Raw genomic sequence first — 22,285 nt, 5'->3', positions numbered from 1 at the left:
TCCTTTACATATGACGTTGTTGACAACTTAATTTAGGATCATTTTTCAAAATAGCTAAGTCTCCAAGATAGTTAATAAGCATAATTGTTACAATGATGATAACTAAAATACCTTGAATTAATGGATAGTCTCGTTGATTAATAGCATTAATTAATAATTTACCTACACCCGACATACTAAAAATCACTTCTAAAATGACAATTTTCCCAAATAATTGAATAATAGTATTTACAGATATAGTCATAATTGGTGCAAATATTTCTTTAAATTGTGTATATAATCGATCTCGCAAGTGATAATTGCGTAAACACGCTAACTGATAAGCATCACTATCGACTGTTTTGCTGACTAAGTGCGCCACCAATAATATAATATGACAACCATCGACAAGCACAATCACTATGACTGGTAATATAAAGTGCTGCCAAGAATTACTACCAACAAAGGGTAAAACATGCCATTTAACACCGAAATAATAGATAGCTAATATAGCTAACCAATATTCAGGCATAGAAGTAATAAATTGACTAATACCTTTAACAAAATATGCCCAACGACGATGTGCATATATGCCTGTCAAATAACCTATGCTATAGCCTAAAGGTAACAAGATCACTGTTGACCATATTATTAGCTTTAATGTTGCGCTGATAGCATGACTGATTAATAACATCACACGTTCATGTGTGATAAAACTGTATCCTAAATCTAAAGTCAAAGCATGATAGACCCAATCAATATAGCGTAAGAAGATATTACGACTTAAACCAAGATGATGTTGTGCTTGATCAATATGTTGCTGCGTAATTGTAGTATATCCATGTCGTTGTAAGTATAAAATTGCAGGATTTCCTGACGTTTGTTCCACTAAAATAAAAATAATAAATGAACTAACAAGCATATATAGAACAAATTTAAGCGTTACTTTCCACATGTTAATCGTTAACTTTCAACTGCTTATAATCTATAGGTGCATCTGTTAATCCTGAGAATTTAAAGGATTTAATCTTATCAGATGTAACGAATGTTTCATTCGGATAAGCAATTGGTACTGCATAATATGAGCGATTGAAATGCTGGAATATATCATTGAATGCTTGGTGTTGTTCTCGTGGTGCTATTTTACTTGGGAAAGCATCTAACTGTTTAGATAGTGTCTCATCATTGGCTAAGACACCTGCTTTACCATCATTATTTTTGAAAACAGAATTCATAAAATTATACGGCATTAAGGCATCTGAATAAGTTCTATAAAAGATAAGATCATAATTTTTTTTAGTCCATAAAGTATCATAATAAGTCTGACTATCTAACATTTTGATGTTGACTTTAATACCTGCTTTTTTAAGTTGTTGTTGAACTTGTTGTGCTTGATCTTTCCAATTTGGAAATTCTGCAGTCTGAATAACTAGATTAAATGTTAATGGTTGTCCATCTTTTTCAAAGATACCTTTATTATTCTTTTCATATCCTTGTTGCTTGATTAATTTTTCAGCAGCTTTAACATTATATTCATGTTGTGGTTGGTTTTGAGAATTAACGAATTGAACGTCTTTTTGGAAGATACTTTGCATGTCTTTGGACGATAGTGCATTAGTATCTATACTTTTACTGATTGCTTCACGCATCTGTTGTGTTTTAAATAAAGCTTTATTAGGATTAAAGGCCATAAAGTGACTGACTGTACTTGGTTTATCCTCTACAGTTAATTGTTGTTGCTTCTTATCATAGTTAATTTGCTGATTTGATAACATACCTAGAGAGCCACCAGTAATATCGATAGAACCACTTTGAATGGCTGAATTTCTTGCATCTCCATCCTCAATATTTTGAAATATTAAATCATAGTTAAGCGGATGTTCATGATTGAAATATTTATTAGGTTTTAATGTCGTCTTTTCTTTGCCACTATGTTCAACGACAAAGGCACCTGTGCCAATAGCTTGTTTAAATTTACCATTAGCTTTCTCACCTTCAACTGAATGAGGACTCATAATACGTAACGGTCTAACTTGAGTTAATTCATTAAGCACTTGATTAGATGGCTGTTTAAGTCGAATTTCGACTGTTTGTTTGTCTTAAATAACCACTTTATCTAGTTGTTTCAACGTCTCTACTGTAGATTCTTTGTTGATAGTTTTTGCTCGTTCCAAAGAAAATTTCACTGCTTGTGCATCGAACTTTGAACCATCAGAAAATTTCACATCATTTTTTAAATGAAATTGATAACGACGACCTCCGTCTTCTATCTTCCATTCATCTGCTAATCCAGCTTTAATCCCGTGTTTTTTATCATATTCTACTAATGGCTCATAAACTGCACTATACACTGGCATTGCCGCATCATAACTCTGCGCATCAAGTTTATCTGCTTTCGCTTCTGATGGTAAGGATACTGTCACCTGTTTTTTATCCTGTTGTTGACTAGAACATCCTGTTATCATACACGATGCCATAACTAAGATAGTTAAGATTAACCTCTTATTCATACGCACTACCTTCTTTCAATGTAGCTTTAATTAAGAATGATTCGTCAAATAATGTACGTAAATAGTCATTAGGAGACAAATAAAAATCACTATAATGCGTTAAATCAATTATTTCAGGTACTGGTTCTTTAATTACAGCAACGTCATATCCTTGATTTACAAAACTATCAACAATATATTTCAATGTATGATTTTGCGATGGTGTTGCGCCATATTCGTTTATTACTTGCGCTATGTAATCACGACTTGGATTACTCGAATGATCTGCAAATGTCGCATAGTAGACACCTTGCGGCTTTAAGACAGCCTTTAAATCTTTAGCATGTTGTTCAATATCCTCAATTAAATAAAGCACTGACGTACTAATTGCTGTATCAAAATGTTTCCCGGTTTGTTCTGGTTTATCTGATAACACATAAGATAAAGGTAAATCTCCCTTTAACGACTCTGCTTTTTGTAATGACTTTTTAGCGAGATCAATACCCACACCTTCTTGAAAATGAAATTTATGATATAGCGCTCTTAGGAAACCTCCTTGATTACACCCAAAATCTAAAATAACTTTATCTTCAATATCTTGTTTATTTAACAAACTAATCGTACGTTCCCATGATTGTTGATGATCTTTTGCCATATCATCATCTGTTTCTTGACCTTTTTGCCACCAAATATCATAACTTTTTTCCATTACTATTCTCCTTAATATTTTTATAAATCGTAATAATTACGTTTTGAATTTTACTATATTACTTTTATGATAGCAATGAAATATTTAAGTTCTTATGTATAATCTTTTAACTATTTGTTATTTGGGACAGCTTGAGTATTCATAGAGTTATATGTTATCTGAAGCATTGGCAGTAGAGGAATACAGTCACTTACTGACGTAACAACTACATAAGAAATTGTATGAGTTAAAAATCAAAGTACTTCCTATACCTTGATACTTAGACGGTTAGGATAGTGACTTCAGACAAACGTCACAGTGCCTTGTTGCCAATATGACCTGCTCCCTAAAATCATCAAATATTGTTATAGTGTCATTCATTTTCTAAACTAAACGCGTGAGTCCTAGACACATAGTGTGCTTAGAACTCACGCGTTTATTTCGATATATCTTGTGGATAAACAACCTCATTATCGTCTTCAATAATGGGCATAGCACCCCATTGACCTAATTGATGTGGTATCAATTCAATTTGATTATGATGATTTAACACGATATGCACAACGTTATAACCTTGTGCTACTAACCAATTGCTAATAATCAAACGATGACATCTTGAAGGATGCCTTTCAGCACATAACATTGCTACATTGTAAGTTTGTGCATCTACCAATAATTGTTCGATACCTTCTTTAAACTCTGCTGTTAACGTGTAATCAGCATAATTATGAAATGATTGATTTGACCATCCTGCATTCAAATTTTGTCCAACATGCTGTGATATTGGTCTTCTTCCACCTAATAAGTCATTATGTCGATAGTTAATGCCATGTTGCAGTAACCATTGTTCCATTTCTTGTTGATTGTATTGGGGATGTTTAGGACTTTTAGGGAATGCTCTAACATCTTCAATCATTGTAATATCGGCAAATTTTAGCATCTTCGCAAACGTTGTTAAATCATAATTAACATGCCCGATTGTATAAAGTGTCACCATACATTTTCACTCATTTCTATTTTTGTAGATATTCGAATTTTTCTTGTTAAAATATCAACCCGCAACGAATAACAAAAAACAACTGACCTACATTATGTAGTATCAGCTGTTTACTGTTCACTTAAATTAATGGAATCTCATACCACCATCGACGATGATTGTTTGACCTGTAATGTAATCAGAATCTTTACCTGCTAAGAATCCTACTACATTAGAGACATCTTCCGGTTCAGATAATCTACCTAAAGCAATTTGACTAGAGAATTGTTGCCAACCCCACTCTTCAGGTTGACCTGCTTCCTCAGCAGTAGATTTAGCAATACTTTCCATCATTGGTGTATTAACAATACCCGGCGCAAAAGCATTAACGGTAATACCTTCAAGTGCTAAGTCTCTTGCTGCAACTTGTGTTAAACCACGTACTGCAAATTTAGTACTACTATATAATGATAATCCTGCATTACCTTCTACACCTGCTTGAGATGTCGCATTAATAATTTTACCACCATGGTTCAATTGTTTGAATTGTTCATGTGCTGCTTGAATTCCCCATAATACACCAGCAACATTGACGCCGTATACTTTATCAAATTGTTCTGGTGTGATTGAATCAATTGGCGTCATTGGTCCAAGGCCTGCATTGTTAACAATGACATGGAAATCCCCAAAATGTTCCACAGTTTGTCTAACTGCATTAAACACATCATCACGATTAGCTACGTCTGCTTTAATAGCAATAGCTCTTGAACCATCGCTAGATAATTGTTGAGCTGCTTGTTGTGCACCTTGTTCATTATAGTCAACTATCGCAACATTAAAGCCATCATTGAATAAGCGCTCGGATATTTTGAATCCAATACCTTGTGCGCCACCTGTAACTACTGCAACTTTATTGTTTGTCATAAAAAACACTCCCTAGATAAAATATGTTCACACAATAATTTTACCCCAAAATATAAATTTTATTCTAAATGTAACCGTATGACTTATGACCATTTCATGAATAATAACACATCAATCATTTTAAAAACTTGAATGCATTTTTCTGCTACGTCTACTCAATTAAAAAGGGTGTAGGACAGAAATAAATTTTATCTAAAATTTATTTCTTAATCCTCCCCCGGTAAGACTGACTAGGTTTGTAAAACTTTGCTTTTTCAACATTTTATAAACCAGACAGTTACTGCCAAATAATTGAATTTAAGCGTGAAATGTTGTTGTCTCAAACTCTTGATGACATAGTCACTTTAAAGACTTTTAATATTTATATGGATCTTGATCTTTATTTTGATGCTCAGATGTTAAGTCATCAACGTGATGACGTTGCTGAGTTTCTTGATTTGAATAATCATGATATACAGATTGCTCGTTAGTTGTATCTGTTGTTTGATTAGCATTGTATTGACCGACTTCAGGATTAGGAGTTCTTGTTAATAGTAAAATACCCGCAATAAGCCATAGTACACCACTAATAAAATTAAAGAAGAAACTTAGTGCACCAATGACAACTAAGGTAATTCCCGCACCTTTAGGACTGTTATTAATTTTAATACCTGCAATAATTCCTGCAACTAGCATCACCCATGAACCTATGCCAATGATAAACAGAATGACTAGACCTAATGTTTCGTCACTTGATAAGGCAATATCCTCAGTTAATCCTATGATAACAAGTACTAACAACAATGCACCTACAATTGATGCCAATGCTTGAAAGCCAACACCTATCCACGTCAGAATTTTTTCAGCTTTTCTATCCATATGTAAACCTCCAATGTTATTGTTATACGTTTCTTCTATTCTATACCCTAATCAATGATTTTTATATAATTATATTTAAATTTATATAAATCTTTATATATTAATATTATGTTTTATGATGTGATAAATTCAAAAAATTACTATCATTTGAGATACATTGTCTCTATAAATCATTCATACATTTTAAGAAAATCTACTTATTATACTTTTTATTAATATAGACCTTTATAAATTATAATTGTAATAATTGATAATAACTTTAAAAGCTTCTTGATATTTTGAATTGAACAATATAAACTTAAAGTTATAATTTTAAAATTAATAAATATTGTTTTAGGAGGATTTACCTATGAAATGTCCCAATTGTGGTCAACCTGTAAGCCCAGATGATGCATTCTGCGGGGAATGTGGTACAAAATTAACACCACAAACATCTGCAACATCATCCACTAGCGAACAGTCACAACACCATCATTCAACAGAGCAACACACACAAACACCTCAACAGACAGCAACATCTGAAGACAACTCAACATCAACAAACGCATCACATCATCAATCAACAAATCAACAGTACACTCAATCAAATGATCACACATTTAATCAACAACCTAACGGTCAACAGTATGGACAACAACAAGCTCCATATGGTCAACAATCACAGCAATATAATCAATATCAACAGCAACCTAACGGACAGCAGCAACAGCCAAGTCAATTGGTTAATCAAGTCAAAGATGTAGCACAAGAAAGTAAAGGCTTCTTTAGTGGTGCATTCATATCACCTGACCACCTTATTAACAACCGCAAAGTATTTAGCTATAAATTATTAGCGTCATTAATTGTCATTGGATTTATCGTTATGGCCATAGCTTTAGCTATATTTTCACGTACCATTCTCAGTGGTCTTCTCAGTGGCTTTATCAGTGGCACTCTCATTATGCGTATCTTATTAATTGCTTTTGCATTCATTGCGGTTAATATTGGCGCAACATATGTTATAAGTAAGTTAATGGTGAGAGGCAGATTAACTTTCCAACAAGTATTATCAGACTATGTACTAATTAATAGCATTACAATTGCAATATTTATTATTGGTGTATTTGCTTTTATTATCGGTACGTATACGTTTGCTTCTGCTATTATGCTAATCACTATTTTACTTTTCATCATTTCAGGTATGTATTTAGTTGCTAAGTATAGTGGACGTGATCAAGTCAAATTCTCAAGTTTTTATGCTATAGTCATTTATTTAATTATTATCTTTGTCTTTGTGCGTGTTCTCGGTGAATCATTAGTAACTACTATGATCCATAGTATCTCTGACAGTGCTAAAGATGTGTTTCCTGGTTCGGGCAGTAGTAGTTGGGATAGTAATAGCGAAAGTCTTGAAGATTTAAGTGATATGTTAAATAATTTAGGTGAGGATAGTGGTTTGTAATATGAAATTTTGTAAAAATTGTGGACAGCCGTTAAAAGAAGGTGTCAAAGTTTGTACAAATTGTGGTACACCCGTTCAAAGTGTTAAACCACAACAAGCCGATCATAACGATAAGGCTAAACAAACATCGCAACCGACATCTTCGCAACCAACGCATAACGATCAAGTTGTTAACAATGGCAATCATAGTGAATCATCACAACATCATGTTTCACAACAAACTGCTGCGAGTGATTCATCACAGCAGACACATAGCTCTGCTTCATCACAAACAACAAACCATGCTAATAATCAAACAACACAACAAGCATCTCAGCATACAAATCGTAGTACGGCTGCACAACAACCAAGACAACCTCATAATCAGCAACCTAAACGTGCTTATGGGCCACCCCCACAGCACAAGAAAAAAGTAAGAAACCACTTATTTTTATTATCATCATTGCTGTATTAGTGATCTTACTCGTTGCAGCATTCTTAATTTTAAATAAACAGCTGTCACCGAAGAATGACGCTGCTAATATTGCACATGCTATCGACAAAAATGATGCGAAAGGATTAGCAAATCAAGTCACTTCTGATGGTAAAAAATTGAATGAAGATGAAGCAAAGGCATTTTTAGCTTATGTTAAAACAAAGGGGAATTTAACAAAAGTTGCTGATAGTATTCAATCCAAAACCAGTGATATTAAAGATGGTAAAGCTAAACAAGCGACCATCTATGCTAACGACAGTACAGTTATGTCAATCACAAAGGATGGTAAGAAATTCTTCTTATTCGATAAATATAGATTTGATATTCCTAGTTATAAGGTAAGCCTATCACCTGATAATGATGGTAAGTTAACCTATACGTTTAATGGTCAAAAGCATGACGTGAATGTTAAAAGAGATGATACAACAACATTAGGTACATTCCCTACTGGTGATTATCGTCTTAAAGCAACTAAAAAAATTAATAATAAAGACTTTGATGGCGCCGTATTAATAAATATGAGTAATGATACAACAATGGCGACAGAGTCCTTTAAACAAAAGAAATTTAACGTCACGACTGAAAATGGCTCAGAATTAAATGACATCACTATTTATGTTAATGGCAAAAATGAAGGTACTGACACTTCTAAAACATTTGGTCCATATTCACCTGATGAAGAAGTAACCGTTCATGCAGAAGGTAAAATAGATAATCAAATCTTCAAATCAGATTCTGTTGATGTCGATACGACAAACAAAGAAGATGGCGAAGTCTCTGATGTCACATTAAAATTTGATTCTGATGCTATTGATAAATATGTTGATGCTAAAGATAGTAAGAAATCTAAGTCTTCATCAGACTCAGATTCTGATAAAGACAGTGATAGTGACAGTTCAAGTTCATCTGATGAAGTGACACGTTCAAATGTCATTGATAAAGTTGAATCTTATGAAGGTCACAAATTAGATACAGATAAATATACATTCAAAGAACCTGAAAAACATAATGGTAGATGGGGATTCTCATTTTTAGATAAAGACGGCGACTTAGCTGGTTCATACTTTGTCGATGCCGATGATGGCTATGTTACGAAATTTGACGAACATGGCGATGAAATTGGTTCAGGTTACTAAAAGATAACAACAATTGCATAATAAAAGCGAATTCCATAATGATGACTGTCATGTTGATACATCATGCAACTGGAATTCGCTTTTTTATTTTTAAAATATAAACAATCGTTTTACATTTAAGCTTATATAGTGATTCACTCTAAGATGAAAAGCAATCAAAACTGTCACATCACTTACTTTCTTAATTACCCTTTACTTATATATCAAAAAACATCCCTTGTACCATTTTGATTCACGGAACAAGGGATGTCTCTTTAATTTGTACATTTATACGTTTCACTTCAAACATACTTCTTCTATTATATAGTGTTCACCACTTAACTTGTCTAAACATTATATTTTAGAATATCAATGTTAGGATGTATGTCCAAATACAGATGAATATTGCAAAGCCGATACTGTATTTAAGTGTCATTTTAAGTAGTGCTGATTCTTCACCAACTTTTTTAACTGCTGCTGTTGCAATCGCAATAGATTGTGGTGAAATTAATTTCGCTGCTACACCACCGGCAGTATTTGCTGCAACTAATAATGGTGCACTTGTTGAAATTTGTTGTGCTACTGTTGTTTGAATTGGTGCAAACAATGTATTGTTGTTTGTTACTGATCCTGTCATAAATACACCAATCCAACCAAGTACTGGTGAGAATAATGGGAATATGGACCCAGCTTTAGCAATACCTTGTCCCATTGCGACAGTCATACCACCATATGTCATAACTTTGGCAATCGCTAAAATAACAGAAATAGTAATGATTGGAATCCATAACTCTTTAAATGCTTCTACAAATAATGCACCTGCTGCTTTAAGATTAATCTTCGTAATAATCATCGTTAAGATTACAGTTAGTAAAATTGCCGTACCTGTGGCACCGATAATATCAAGTCGTAAGACAATACCTTTTGGTGACAAAGCACTAACAGTTTGTGGCAATGGTATAGTTAATACTAATTTTTCTAGAGCACCACCAGGCATAAATAATTTTTTGAAAAATGGTGCACTCCAGAATAATACGATAACTGTTAAAATAACGAATGGACTCCACGCATAAATAATTTCTTTAATTGTACGTTTTTGAATTTCTTTTTGATTATCTTGTAATCTGAAAATATGTTTCGGTTTATATTTACGACATACAACCGCTAAAACAACCATTGTAGCTAATGGAGGAATAATATCTGCTAATTCTGGCCCTTGGAATACAGTTAACAATAATTGTAAACCTGCATAAGTTGTACTTACTGTTAAAATAATTGGTAAGATTTCTTTAATACCTTTAAAACCATCTATAATATATACCAAGACGAATGGAATGATGAAATTTAAAATTGGTAATGTTAATGCTGAGAATGTTGACACACTCAATGCATTGACACCGCCACCCAAGTTGAACGTATCAATAATACTAACTGGTAAACCAATCGCACCGAACGCACCTGCTGCACCATTAGCAATTAAACATAACATCGCAGCCTTTAATGGTTCAAAACCTAATTGAATAAGCAATACTGCACAAATAGCAATTGGTACACCAAATCCTGCTGCACCTTCTAAAAATGCGTTAAAACAAAAACCTATCAATAGTAATTGCATACGTTGGTCTTGTGAAATGCTGGCAATACTATCTTGAATGATATTAAATTGACCAGTCTTAATAGAAACTTTATATAACCAAACCGCCATCAAGACGATGTAACCTATAGGGAATATACCTGCTACAACACCTTCAGTAATTGCTCCAGCTGATACTGGTATAGGCAATTTAAATACTGGTAAAGCAACAAGTAATGTTACAACTAATGTTGTTAACGCTGCATAGATACCTTTCATTTTAAAAATAGTTAAACATAATAAGAACAAAATAATCGGCACTGCTGCAACAAGTGCTGATAACCCAATATTGTCAAATGGGTTGACGCTAAGTAATAACATAAATGACTCCTTCTCTCTTTAGTAAAATATATTAAATTAAATAATAAACATGATTTGATTGTGATTTATTTCACAAAATAAATGTAACACGCCTACAATCATACGTCAATTCAATTTTGTGAAAAATGTCACATAAAATACATATCTTAAGACCACATCAAATATAATATCATTTTATTTTAATAAATGATGCATTAAATTAATAATTTCTTGTTGAACCTACTAACTTATATATGATGTCAAAGTCAATAACGACGTGCTATTCAAGTGTATTTTCACTAAACAACCACCGATAAGTTAGATGTCAAAAGCTAAAATAAAACTTAAACATGAGTGATCTTATCATATTAACTTTTATACACATATATATATTTATGTATCATTTAGAAGCTTTTTACAACTGTTTGTTTTACATTTTCTTGGGTATGTTGTAAATATACTCTTAACGGAAAGGACTTGATGGTGATGTATTACAGTAATGGAAATTATGAAGCTTTTGCACGCCCGAAAAAACCAAAAGATGTTGACTACAAATCTGCATATTTAGTGGGGTCAGGTTTAGCTTCACTTGCAGCTGCTAGCTTTTTAATTCGTGATGGACAAATGAAAGGTTCTAATATCCACATTTTAGAAGAGTTACCTAAGCCTGGCGGTAGTCTTGATGGTGCCGACATTCCAATGAAAGGCTACGTCGTACGTGGTGGTCGCGAAATGGAGAATCACTTTGAATGTTTGTGGGATCTCTTCAGATCAATACCTTCGCTAGAAATTGACAATGCGTCAGTCTTAGATGAATTCTATTGGCTCAATAAAGAAGACCCTAACTATTCACGTTGCCGTGTTATTGAACATTGTGGACAAGAGTTAAGTACTGATGGTGATTTCACGTTAACTAAACAAGCAATTAAAGAAATACTAGATTTATGTTTAATGAATGAAGATGACTTAAATGATGTCACAATTACTGATGTCTTTAGTGATGACTTTTTCAACTCAAATTTCTGGATTTATTGGAAAACCATGTTTGCCTTTGAACCTTGGCACTCTGCAATGGAAATGCGCAGATATTTAATGCGTTTCGTTCATCACATAGGTGGTTTGGCAGATTTTAGTGCTTTAAAATTTACAAAATATAATCAATATGAGTCCCTCGTCTTACCTTTAGTGGATTATTTACAGTTCCACGGCGTACAATTTGAATACGGTGTCAAAGTCGAAAATATCAAAGTTGATGTTACTACATCACAAAAAATTGCCCGAGAAATGATAATTAAACGTCAAGGACACAATGACATTATTACATTAACACCTAATGATTTAGTCTTCGTCACAAATGGTAGTATTACTGAAAGTTCGACATATGGTGATAATGATACACCAGCACCTCCAACACATGAACCCGGTGGTAGTTGGCAACTATGGCAAAACTTAGCACATCAAAGTCCTGAATTTGGTAACCCAGAGAAATTTTTTAAAGCTATTCCACAAAAAAGCTGGTTTGTCTCTGCAACGTCAACAACAAATAATAAAACGATTATCGATACGATTGAGCGTCTATGTAAACGAGATCCACTTGCTGGCAAAACGGTGACTGGTGGTATTATCACTGTTAATGATTCATCTTGGCAAATGAGTTTCACAGTCAATCGTCAACAGCAATTTAAAGGTCAACCTAAAGATGAAGTAACATCATGGATTTATGCTTTGTATTCAGATGTTAATGGCGACTATATCAACAAACCCATTACTGAGTGTAGTGGACAGGAAATTTGTCAAGAATGGCTATATCATATGGGTGTTCCTGTTGAAGAAATTGAAGATTTAGCTCAATATCAATCCAATACCATACCTGTATACATGCCTTATATTACTGCTTATTTTATGCCACGTGCACAAGGTGATCGCCCATTAGTTGTCCCTCATCAATCTTGTAATTTAGCATTTATAGGTAATTTTGCGGAAACTGAACGCGATACAGTCTTTACTACTGAATACTCTGTACGTACGGCCATGGAAGCTGTCTATCAATTACTAGATATTGATCGTGGCGTTCCAGAAGTGGTAGGCACTCCGTTTGATATTCGTGTCTTAATGGATGCCGTGTACCAACTTAATGATCGTAAAGACTTACATGCTATAACTGAACATAACCCAATACAAAAACTTGCCCTTTCAGGATTCCTAAAGAAAATTAAAGGCACATACGTTGAAACATTATTAAAAGACCATCATTTATTGTAATTATATTTAACATGCTAGTAAGCATAAGTAAGCTAACAATGGCAATTGTACATGACAACTGTCTACGACAAACAAACTAATTAATACCCCAATTCTAATAACAGAAAATAACTTTCTACTATTAGGCTTGGGGCATACACTATAGCAATATTATTATTTAAGTAATTACTATCATTTTTTTCGATTCATAAATTCTTTAATACAAACGATTATTAATGTCATAACAACAACGACTATACTTAAAATATTTATAATGAATGGGTTAATGTAATAATGATAGACAATTTCTGTAAGTTGATTAACACCTTGCACCATAATATAAATACTAATTTCTAAATTTAAAATACTTAACACTAATTTAGTTCTATATATTTCATTCTTTGAATAATCGTATTGCATAAATTCAACCATATTTTCATAAAATCGTGTACTTAGATATAAAATAAGCCATATGATAAGCATTAATACTGTAATTATCAACAATATCCATTTATGACTATAATTATCAGCACTACCTGTAACATCATAATGTATAGGAACATGTTGTGGTAAACGTTTATAAAGCACAAGTGTATATATAATAAGTATCATATACATTATGAAACTTGTTAGGGTAAGTATTTTTATTTTATTCATTAACCCATTACCTCACTCATATCTTATTATGATTACTTTAAAATATTTAATTAATATCCACAGTAAAATATCTTATCTATAAATATGATTCAAAATAATACAATTTTGACATTCATACTCTTATTATAATTGTTAATCTTACCTCTTGAATCGGTATGCATCTATCCAGCGCTTCTAGTCTATAGTGAATTTTTTTAAACAATATAACGAAATCGTTAAAATAAAGATACCTACTACTAATAATAATGTGTTTACAGCATCACTATGTTCGACAATAATAATTCTAACAATCGCAGTGATACCTAAATATATAAAATATTGTAATGAGAAATGATAATTGTGTTTAAAATACTGGACAATCAATAAGATAAATTCGATATACATAAATGATACAAGTAAATCTTCAATAATTTGGTTATATTTTAAGTCACTCGCTTTGAGGAATAAATTTTCAAAGAAACCAAAGACTTCAGTAAATAAAAATATAACTAGAATAGCGGCTATCGCACCGATACAAATATTAACTGCTAATAATAGTAAATTGGAAAATTACTCACTTAAATTACTTGTTTTAAACTTTTTCATTGAAATCTCCTTCAATTACTTAAAATATTTTACACGCATGAATATGAAGTGTTAAATTTTACCTTATTTTGTATGATTAAGCTAGCTAGTGTCAAATGCATAATTTAAAACGAAAAATTTTGTTCTGACTACGTGTTACTAATCTTATGATTGTTATAGAAATAACGACACCTTGCAATCGAAAATGATAACAGGGTGTCATATTAGGATTGTTCTAGTCTTCTGGTAGCTGGTCAATATTTTCTATAGATGTAACCATACCATCATCATCAATATTTACTACTACACTAAAGTCATTATGTTTATAAGCATCATAAATTAATAAGTTATGACGTCTATCGTCTGGTTCACCATAATGATCTACGTAGTCGGTTTCTGAAACATTAGTTGGTGCCACAACAACGTCCCTAACTTGACCATCTCTATATAATACGCCTAAGTCTCCATACTTATCATATCTATCTCCAGATACATAAACATCGCCACTTGGTCGACCATATCTATTTTCAACTTCGGCTCTAGTCATACCTTCATATACACCATCGTATCCATCCTTAGATGAAGATTTCATAAACTCTTTATCAAATGAATCACTGTATATACTAATTTCAGGACCTCTTGCTGTATTGGTATGATGTGATGAAGATCCCCCAGTAGGATGACTATGGGTTGATCCATTATTATGACTTTGCGTAGAAGTTGGTTCGTTATTATTAGCGATAAATGTCTTATATGCATAATATGCGCCAAATAACAGTAAAGCTAAGACAACGAGTGAAATGATAATTAGTATTACTTTTAAAAATGTCGACATACCATCTTTTTGTGGAGGATAATATGGACTTTGATATCTTTGTGGATTCGGTCTTTGAACCGGTGCCGGTCTACTTTGACGACTCGCATTGGTATTACTTTGAGTTTGATTCTGTTCACTAGCAGTCAATTTATGACCACAGTTATTACAAAATGTTTGTTGACCTTCTATTTCATGACCACAATTAGGACAATACTTCATATTTATAGCTCCTCTCTCTCTTCTATATATTGTTGCTGTAATTTATTTACTTGAGTCAGTCCTGCTCTCATTAAAATAAAAATAATAACCCACGCGATAACTATTAAAATAATTATTTTTAAATTCATGCTTCCTAGTACAGTAAAATCTGTGTCCCATATACCGTGTAACACTACGGCAAAGAAAAAGAAGAATAAAAAGCGTTTATCTATAATGTTTTCCCATTTGAATTGATATGTTCCTTTGGCAATCACAGCTGCTGCACCAACCATAGCTGCCCAGACAATATGACCACCTAAGGCTGACCAAGCTCTTAAAATAATCGTTTCATTCATTAATTGGATACTTTGTATACCATCCCTAAATATATAACCAGCTGTTTCAAACGCGTCAAATCCAGCTCCAATTGCAGCACCGATAAGTAAACCATTCAAAATTTTATTCGTATGTAAATAGTTAATAAAAAGAATAACAATAATGGCTTTTCCAAGTTCCTCTACTAAACCAACAAGAAAGGCATCTGCCACCGTCATAATACCTAGTAATTGATTTTGTAAACTAAATGGTGCAAAGTCATACAAAATAATAGTAGTTAGTAGTGATAAAACACCACCTATAAAGAACATTTTTAATACTTCAAAGAAACTAATATTTCGAAAGGCATTAGATTCAAAAAAGAATATCAATGCTGATATTGGTACAACTAACGCCCCTATAAATATCATGCCAGGTAGTGCATTATCATTACCAAACGTATTAAATAACACCCATAAACCAATAAAAGTGATAGCTAAGGCAACAAAGACACGTGAAAATACCCAAGGTTTACCCCATTCTTTAGACACGTTATTAATATGTGGCGTGGTACTCCTTGTTCCAGCTATAAAAATGTCATCTGCTTCATCTTTGGTATGTCTTTTAAACACTTCTGAAAACATATCTCCCAAATTAAGCTTTAACGCTTCTTCATTCCCAGCAAGTTTACCAATTGATTTCGTAGTGTGATGGAATAAATTTTTAGCTTCTTGAGCCAAATTTGTATTATCTGCTATATGACTTTCAACTTGTTCATCACTATGATTAAAGTTTTTATCATTAAAAGTACCTGGTAAATGATATCCACAGTTATTACAAAATTTATCATTTGATGCAACGACCACCTGACAATTGGGACAATGATGTTCCTCAATCTTCTCAGTTGTGATGTTATCCCCATTATTTTTGTCATTTATTAAATTATGACCACAATGTTGACAAAATTTATCTGTACTATCTACATGTCCCCCACAATTTAAACAATCCATTCAGTTGTTCTCCTCATATTCAATTTTATCTTACAAAACAATTTTAATTTATTTTCAATCAACTTTCTATATAAATTAAAAATATATATGCAATATTCTTATTGTTTTTAAAAATGGTTGTATAACTTAACGAATTTAACTTTTCAAAAACACAAAATACCACCTACTAATGTGCTAGTAGATGGTGTTTCTCCATTATTTAAATCATTTCTATAAGTATTCAGTCAAAAATGCCACCTACTAAACAATATAGCAGATGGCTTGATAATAACTAATAACGTTAGTTCTTTATCTACAAATAACATCATTAAACTTAAGATGAATTTTATTTGTATTCAGGTTCATGTCCACCAAACTCATTTCTAAGTGCTGCTACAATTTTTCCTGAGAATGTATCATTTTCTAAAGAGCGATCTCTCATCATTTGAGACATAGTAATAATCGGTGCTGCCACTTTCAACTCTAGTGCTGTTTCTGCAGTCCATTGACCTTCTCCTGAAGAATGCATTACCCCTTGTATATTATCAAGTTGACTATCTTTAGAAAATGCGTCTTGCATTAATTCAATTAACCACGAACGAATGACTGAACCATTATTCCATACCTTAGATACTTTTTCATAATCATACTCAAATCTACTTTTATTCAAAATTTCATATCCTTCTCCTATGGCTTGCATCATTCCATATTCAATTCCATTATGTACCATTTTTAGAAAGTGACCACTTCCCGGCTTACCAGTATATAAAAATCCATTTTCAACAGAAATTTTTTCAAACAAATTTTCTACTTTAGAGAATACTTCAGGTTCTCCTCCTACCATGGTACAAACACCATTTTTTGCTCCTTCCATCCCTCCACTAGTACCTACATCTAAAAATTCAATACTTCTTTCCTTTAAAATTTCATATCTATCAATTGAATCTTTATAATGTGCATTACCACCATCTAAAATGATATCGTCTTTATCTAATAAACTTATTAATGACTCAATAACATTTTGAGTGATCTTCCCCGCAGGTACCATTAACCAAACTTTACGTGGCTTTTCTAATGATTCAATTAGTTTTTCTAAGCTAGTATATGTTGATATGTTATGTTCATGAGCTTCTTTTCTTAAATTTGAGTTAATATCAAATGCCCTTACATCTATATCATTACTTTGCATATTCAGAGCCAAATTAAAGCCCATTTTTCCTAAACCGATAATTCCAACTTGCATATCCATTCTCCTTTTAAACAAAAATACTAAATATTAAAGTGAAAATAAGTCCACATACTGCTACAAGAGTAGATAAAACTGTATATGTACCAAATGCTTCTTTCAACGTCATACCTAATGATTCTTTAACCATCCAAAATCCTGCATCATTAACATGAGAACCTATCGCACTTCCTGCACCTGTAGCTAACGTTACTAATTCTAAGTTAACTCCTGGTGTACCACTCAATGCTGGTAATACCAATCCTGCCGCTGTTAATGTTGCAACTGTTCCTGATCCCAATGCTAATCGAAGAATTGCGGCAACGAGCCAAGCAAATAGTATAGGTGATAAATTAGAGTTTTGGAATAACTCTCCAATATATTTACCAACTCCACCATCTATAATGACCTGCTTAAGGGCTCCACCCCCACCAATGACTAGAAGCAACATACCTAAAGAATTAATAGCTTCTGTACAAGATTCTCCAATTTTTTTAACGCCTATATTTTGTCGTATACCCATTGTATATATGGCTAATAGTAGTGATAACAACATAGCAGTTGATGAATTTGTTAGTAGTTTAATTACAGATATACCTATACTATTTGAGAATCCTAATTGTTTTTGCAAAATGTCTACTATCGCTCCTATAGACATCAAAATAACTGGAAATAATGCAGTAAATAAACTTACCCCAAATGAAGGCATGTTATTAATATTAGCTTCTTTCATATTTGCAAATGAAGATCTGTTTAATTGCTCTTCACTAAATGCACTTGGAACTATCTGTTGAGCTAATTTTGGATAAAAAATCCCTGAAATAATTACGGTAGGTATAGCTACAATAATTCCATATACAAGAACTAAACCTATATTTGCTCCATATTCTGCTGCTACAGCTATAGGACCTGGATGCGGTGGTAGAAATGCATGTGTAGCTAAAGCTGCTGTTACCATTGGTAAGCCTAACTTTACTATAGATATTTTTAATTCTTTAGCAATTGAAATAATTATTGGTATTAATAAAACTATTGCTACTTCAAGAAATAATGCAATACCAACAATAAATGAAGCAATTAATATTGCCCATTGTATGCGTTTTTTTCCAAACTTATCAATTAATGTATGCGCTATTTGATGAGCTCCACCAGCATCGGCAATTAATTTTCCTAGCATTCCTCCCATTCCAAAAATTAAAGCAATATGACCCAATGTACCTCCCAAACCAGTTTCAACTGATTCTATGATTTTATCTAAAGGCATACCCAATAAAATAGCGACAATTACAGACGAAATAATAAGTGAGACAAAAGTATTTAATTTCAGTAACATAATTAATAAGATTAAAATTATAATCCCTATTGAAATAATTAAAAGCGGCATAAAACCATCCCCATCTTCTTTTTGTGTAAGCGCTTCAATGTAACGCCTTTAAAAGAGGCTGGGACATAAATCCCAAAAATAATAGCACAAAGATGATTTTATTGTTAAATCGTCTTTGTGCTTCTTTATGTTCAATACTCCGTATTGTAGTTTCGCGTTCCTAGGGTGCTGTCTCAGCCTGTAGTCTTCGACTAGCACTGCTCCCTCAGGAGTCTTCACTACAATACTTCGTTTTTTATGTAATTTTACATGTAAATACTTCAAAAAAATAAGACACTTTCGTATAATTTAATAAATACCAATAAACCAAATTAACGAGGTGTCTTATGTATAAAGATTATAACATGACTCAACTTACACTACCAATGGAAACTTCAGTAAAAATTCCTCAAAATGATATTTCAAGATACGTTAATGACATAGTTGAAAGCATACCAGATAGAGAATTCGACGAATTCAAACATTATCGTGGTGCGACTTCATATCATCCAAAAATGATGTTAAAAATTATTCTATATGCCTACACACAATCTGTATATTCTGGAAGAAAAATAGAAAGATTACTCAATGATAGTCTTCGTATGATGTGGTTGTCTCAAAATCAAACACCTTCATATAAAACAATTAATCGATTCAGAGTCAATCCTAAAACAGATGCCTTAATTGAATCTTTATTTATCCAATTTCATAGTCAGTGTCTAAAGCAAAATCTTATTGATGACCAAGCTATTTTTATCGATGGAACCAAAGTCGAAGCTGATGCCAATAGATATACGTTCGTATGGAAGAAAAGTATTTTAAATTATGAAACAGATATAAACGAAAATTCAAAAACAATCTATCAAGAATTAGTAAAGGATAAAATTATACCAGAGATTATAGAAGATAAAGATACTGATTTATCAAAAGAAGATATTGATTTAATCGGTAGTCACTTGGATAAAGAAATCGAAGATTTAAATCAACAAATTGATAATGAAACACAACCAGAACTAAGAAAGCAAACTCGTCAAAAAAGAACTAAAATAAAAAAAGTTAAAAAGAAATTTGATGATTATTCTGACCGAAAGTCGAAGTACGAAGAACAAAAAGCAATTCTTCAAGACCGTAATAGTTATTCTAAAACAGACCATGACGCTACTTTTATGAGAATGAAAGAAGATCATATGAAAAATGGACAACTTAAACCAGGATACAATTTACAAATAGCGACAAATTCGCAATTTGTTTTATCATATAATGTCTACCAAAATCCAACAGATACTAGAACTTTAATACCATTTTTAACTTTAATTAAAGAAACCTACGGTTATTTACCTGAGTATATTGTCGCTGATGCTGGTTATGGTAGTGAACAAAATTACATGGCTATTATCGATGATTTTAATAGAACACCATTGATTACATATGGAATGTTTATTAAAGATAAAACTAAAAAATTTAAAAGTGACATTTTTAATACTCAGAACTGGGATTATGATGAAATCAACGATGAATTTATTTGTCCAAATCAAAAACGATTAGGATTTAAACGATATGCTTATCGTAATGATAAATATGGATTCAAAAGAGATTTTAAATTATATGAATGTGATGATTGTACAGATTGTCCACTCAAACATCAATGTATGAAATCAAAGTCAAAAACAAATAAAAAAATAATGAAGAATTATAATTGGGAGTATTTTAAATCTCAAGTAAATCAAAAGCTTTCTGAGCCAGAAACGAAAAAAATCTATAGTCAAAGAAAAATTGACGTAGAACCTGTTTTTGGATTCACGAAGGCTATTTTGGGGTTCACTCGAATGTCAGTTCGAGGACTCGATAAGGTTAAACGTGAACTTGGATTTGTATTAATGGCAGTTAACATAAGGAAGCTAGCAGCTCAAGGAGCTGTTTATTTCAAAATTAATAATGAAAAAGACAATTTCTATCAATTTTCAATAGAAATTGTCTTTTTTACTTTCACCAAGAACTTAATGTCCCAGGCTCTTCACTTTTAGTTTTATTGACTGTTTACAAAGCTTTCGGCATACTCAGCTGCTACTTTAATACATTCTTCCATACTTATACTTTCTGCAATATTTTTTCCAGCTATATCAAATGCAGTACCATGGTCAACTGATGTTCTTAAGAAAGGTAATCCATTTGTAATCGATACAGTCATATGAAAATCTGTCATTTTTGCTGCTATGTGTCCTTGATCATGATATAAGGATAATACTGCATCATATTTTCCATTCAAAGCTTGGAAAAATACAGAGTCTGCTGGAACTGGTCCAACTGCGTTAATACCATCATTAGTTGCTAACTCAATACCAGGTTTAATTTCATCTACTTCTTCCATTCCAAATAAACCACCTTCGCCGCTATGAGGATTTAAACCTGCAACAGCAAATTTACGTTCCTTTACACCTAGTCTTTCTAAAGCCTTGTCACAACGTATTAAGTAGTCGTGCACTCTTTCTTTTGTCATTTGGTCTATAGCATCTTTTAATGATAAATGGCGTGTAAGGAAGAATATTCTCATACCTCTAACTTGGAACATAGTTAAAGGATCTTTAGAATTTGAAAGTTCCTCTAACATTTCTGTATGACCAATATAAGGTACTTTAGCCGCCTTTAATGATTCTTTATTAATTGGAGTCGTTGCAATTGCGCTAACCTTTTTGTCCATTGCTAACTCTACAGATTTTTTAATATATTCGAACGCTGCTTGGCCACATTCTGCAGAAACTTTACCATATTCTAAATTTTCCGCATCTATATTATCTAAGTCAATGACATCTATTGTACCGTATTCATAAATGCCATCTTCCGGACTATTCACCTTATTAAACTTAACATTAGCATTAACTATTTTTGCTGCTTTCTGTAGTACTTCCATATCACCTACCATTAACGGTTTACATACATCATAAATTTCTTTATTGACTAGTGACTTAATAGAAATCTCTGGACCTATACCTGCTGCGTCTCCCATTGGAATTGCAATAATTTGTCTGTTATTCATTTAA

At 32.5% G+C, this 22,285-nt stretch carries 16 protein-coding genes and 2 pseudogenes; 4 read left to right on the top strand and 14 right to left on the bottom strand.

Going from position 1 to position 22,285, the window contains the following annotated elements; all coding sequences use genetic code 11:
* Positions 1-4 precede the first annotated feature (4 nt).
* The 6 genes and pseudogenes from J3R86_RS00455 to J3R86_RS00430 all read right to left on the bottom strand — a co-directional run bounded on the left by J3R86_RS00455 (position 5) and on the right by J3R86_RS00430 (position 5,914).
* Complete coding sequence (locus tag J3R86_RS00455) at positions 5-934, bottom strand: ABC transporter permease (protein ID WP_207517590.1); 930 nt, start codon at positions 932-934, stop codon at positions 5-7.
* Position 935: 1 nt separating this feature from the next.
* Positions 936-2,489 (bottom strand): annotated as a pseudogene (locus J3R86_RS00450) (ABC transporter substrate-binding protein).
* Positions 2,482-3,177 (bottom strand): class I SAM-dependent methyltransferase, encoded by a 696-nt coding sequence (locus J3R86_RS00445; protein ID WP_207517589.1) that lies wholly within the window; start codon positions 3,175-3,177, stop codon positions 2,482-2,484. The pseudogene J3R86_RS00450 and the gene J3R86_RS00445 overlap by 8 nt, the downstream one beginning before the upstream one ends.
* A 415-nt stretch (positions 3,178-3,592) precedes the next feature.
* Positions 3,593-4,153, bottom strand: a complete 561-nt coding sequence (locus J3R86_RS00440) for a DUF488 domain-containing protein (RefSeq protein ID WP_207517588.1) — start codon at positions 4,151-4,153, stop codon at positions 3,593-3,595.
* A gap of 126 nt (positions 4,154-4,279) precedes the next feature.
* Positions 4,280-5,056 carry a (S)-acetoin forming diacetyl reductase gene (locus tag J3R86_RS00435; RefSeq protein ID WP_207517587.1) on the bottom strand — a complete coding sequence of 259 codons (777 nt, stop codon included), beginning with the start codon at positions 5,054-5,056 and terminating at the stop codon, positions 4,280-4,282.
* A gap of 354 nt (positions 5,057-5,410) precedes the next feature.
* Positions 5,411-5,914, bottom strand: coding sequence for a DUF4064 domain-containing protein (locus J3R86_RS00430; RefSeq protein WP_207517586.1), 504 nt, complete (start codon positions 5,912-5,914; stop codon positions 5,411-5,413).
* 349 nt (positions 5,915-6,263) lie between these two features.
* Here J3R86_RS00430 and J3R86_RS00425 point away from each other — a divergent pair, with 349 nt between their 5' ends.
* On the top strand, positions 6,264-7,355 hold the full coding sequence (locus J3R86_RS00425; RefSeq protein ID WP_207517585.1) for a zinc ribbon domain-containing protein: 1,092 nt from the start codon (positions 6,264-6,266) through the stop codon (positions 7,353-7,355).
* A gap of 1 nt (position 7,356) precedes the next feature.
* Positions 7,357-8,966, top strand: a pseudogene (locus tag J3R86_RS00415) (TcaA second domain-containing protein).
* Between the two features lie 340 nt (positions 8,967-9,306).
* Here J3R86_RS00415 and J3R86_RS00410 read toward each other — a convergent pair.
* The gene (locus tag J3R86_RS00410; RefSeq protein WP_207517583.1) at positions 9,307-10,899 is read right to left on the bottom strand and encodes an L-lactate permease; all 1,593 of its coding nucleotides are present in this window, start codon (positions 10,897-10,899) and stop codon (positions 9,307-9,309) included.
* 465 nt (positions 10,900-11,364) lie between these two features.
* On the opposite strand from J3R86_RS00410, the gene J3R86_RS00405 reads away from it, so the two are divergent.
* The gene (locus J3R86_RS00405) at positions 11,365-13,140 is read left to right on the top strand and encodes an oleate hydratase (RefSeq protein ID WP_207517582.1); all 1,776 of its coding nucleotides are present in this window, start codon (positions 11,365-11,367) and stop codon (positions 13,138-13,140) included.
* Between the two features lie 171 nt (positions 13,141-13,311).
* Here J3R86_RS00405 and J3R86_RS00400 read toward each other — a convergent pair whose 3' ends face one another.
* The 6 genes from J3R86_RS00400 to J3R86_RS00375 form a co-directional block, all read right to left on the bottom strand.
* The gene (locus J3R86_RS00400; protein ID WP_207517581.1) at positions 13,312-13,731 is read right to left on the bottom strand and encodes a DUF1648 domain-containing protein; all 420 of its coding nucleotides are present in this window, start codon (positions 13,729-13,731) and stop codon (positions 13,312-13,314) included.
* 219 nt (positions 13,732-13,950) lie between these two features.
* Positions 13,951-14,295, bottom strand: coding sequence for a phosphate-starvation-inducible PsiE family protein (locus tag J3R86_RS00395; RefSeq protein WP_347563481.1), 345 nt, complete (start codon positions 14,293-14,295; stop codon positions 13,951-13,953).
* A 280-nt stretch (positions 14,296-14,575) separates the two neighbouring features.
* A complete protein-coding gene (locus J3R86_RS00390; RefSeq protein ID WP_207517580.1) occupies positions 14,576-15,376 on the bottom strand; it encodes a zinc ribbon domain-containing protein in 801 nt (266 codons plus the stop codon).
* Positions 15,377-15,378: 2 nt separating this feature from the next.
* Positions 15,379-16,680, bottom strand: coding sequence for a PrsW family glutamic-type intramembrane protease (locus tag J3R86_RS00385; RefSeq protein ID WP_207517579.1), 1,302 nt, complete (start codon positions 16,678-16,680; stop codon positions 15,379-15,381).
* Between the two features lie 325 nt (positions 16,681-17,005).
* On the bottom strand, positions 17,006-17,902 hold the full coding sequence (gene gnd, locus J3R86_RS00380; protein ID WP_207517578.1) for a phosphogluconate dehydrogenase (NAD(+)-dependent, decarboxylating): 897 nt from the start codon (positions 17,900-17,902) through the stop codon (positions 17,006-17,008).
* A 13-nt stretch (positions 17,903-17,915) separates the two neighbouring features.
* The gene (locus J3R86_RS00375; protein ID WP_207517577.1) at positions 17,916-19,268 is read right to left on the bottom strand and encodes a gluconate:H+ symporter; all 1,353 of its coding nucleotides are present in this window, start codon (positions 19,266-19,268) and stop codon (positions 17,916-17,918) included.
* A gap of 326 nt (positions 19,269-19,594) precedes the next feature.
* On the opposite strand from J3R86_RS00375, the gene J3R86_RS00370 reads away from it, so the two are divergent.
* On the top strand, positions 19,595-21,271 hold the full coding sequence (locus J3R86_RS00370) for an IS1182 family transposase (protein WP_207517576.1): 1,677 nt from the start codon (positions 19,595-19,597) through the stop codon (positions 21,269-21,271).
* A 2-nt stretch (positions 21,272-21,273) separates the two neighbouring features.
* Here J3R86_RS00370 and pdxA read toward each other — a convergent pair whose 3' ends face one another.
* On the bottom strand, positions 21,274-22,281 hold the full coding sequence (pdxA, locus tag J3R86_RS00365; protein WP_207517575.1) for a 4-hydroxythreonine-4-phosphate dehydrogenase PdxA: 1,008 nt from the start codon (positions 22,279-22,281) through the stop codon (positions 21,274-21,276).
* Positions 22,282-22,285: the final 4 nt, after the last annotated feature.

The organism is Staphylococcus simiae, assembly GCF_017357005.1.
GTDB lineage: Bacteria > Bacillota > Bacilli > Staphylococcales > Staphylococcaceae > Staphylococcus > Staphylococcus simiae_A.
Note: the sequence above shows the minus strand (reverse complement) of the source record. Positions and strands in the feature narration are given on the sequence as shown.

Coding starts and splice junctions, on each gene's coding strand:
- J3R86_RS00455 (WP_207517590.1), bottom strand. CDS start 934: ATGTGGAAAGTAACGCTTAAATTTGTTCTATATATGCTTGTTAGTTCA.
- J3R86_RS00445 (WP_207517589.1), bottom strand. CDS start 3,177: ATGGAAAAAAGTTATGATATTTGGTGGCAAAAAGGTCAAGAAACAGAT.
- J3R86_RS00440 (WP_207517588.1), bottom strand. CDS start 4,153: ATGGTGACACTTTATACAATCGGGCATGTTAATTATGATTTAACAACG.
- J3R86_RS00435 (WP_207517587.1), bottom strand. CDS start 5,056: ATGACAAACAATAAAGTTGCAGTAGTTACAGGTGGCGCACAAGGTATT.
- J3R86_RS00430 (WP_207517586.1), bottom strand. CDS start 5,914: ATGGATAGAAAAGCTGAAAAAATTCTGACGTGGATAGGTGTTGGCTTT.
- J3R86_RS00425 (WP_207517585.1), top strand. CDS start 6,264: ATGAAATGTCCCAATTGTGGTCAACCTGTAAGCCCAGATGATGCATTC.
- J3R86_RS00410 (WP_207517583.1), bottom strand. CDS start 10,899: ATGTTATTACTTAGCGTCAACCCATTTGACAATATTGGGTTATCAGCA.
- J3R86_RS00405 (WP_207517582.1), top strand. CDS start 11,365: ATGTATTACAGTAATGGAAATTATGAAGCTTTTGCACGCCCGAAAAAA.
- J3R86_RS00400 (WP_207517581.1), bottom strand. CDS start 13,731: ATGATACTTATTATATATACACTTGTGCTTTATAAACGTTTACCACAA.
- J3R86_RS00390 (WP_207517580.1), bottom strand. CDS start 15,376: ATGAAGTATTGTCCTAATTGTGGTCATGAAATAGAAGGTCAACAAACA.
- J3R86_RS00385 (WP_207517579.1), bottom strand. CDS start 16,680: ATGGATTGTTTAAATTGTGGGGGACATGTAGATAGTACAGATAAATTT.
- gnd (WP_207517578.1), bottom strand. CDS start 17,902: ATGCAAGTTGGAATTATCGGTTTAGGAAAAATGGGCTTTAATTTGGCT.
- J3R86_RS00375 (WP_207517577.1), bottom strand. CDS start 19,268: ATGCCGCTTTTAATTATTTCAATAGGGATTATAATTTTAATCTTATTA.
- J3R86_RS00370 (WP_207517576.1), top strand. CDS start 19,595: ATGTATAAAGATTATAACATGACTCAACTTACACTACCAATGGAAACT.
- pdxA (WP_207517575.1), bottom strand. CDS start 22,281: ATGAATAACAGACAAATTATTGCAATTCCAATGGGAGACGCAGCAGGT.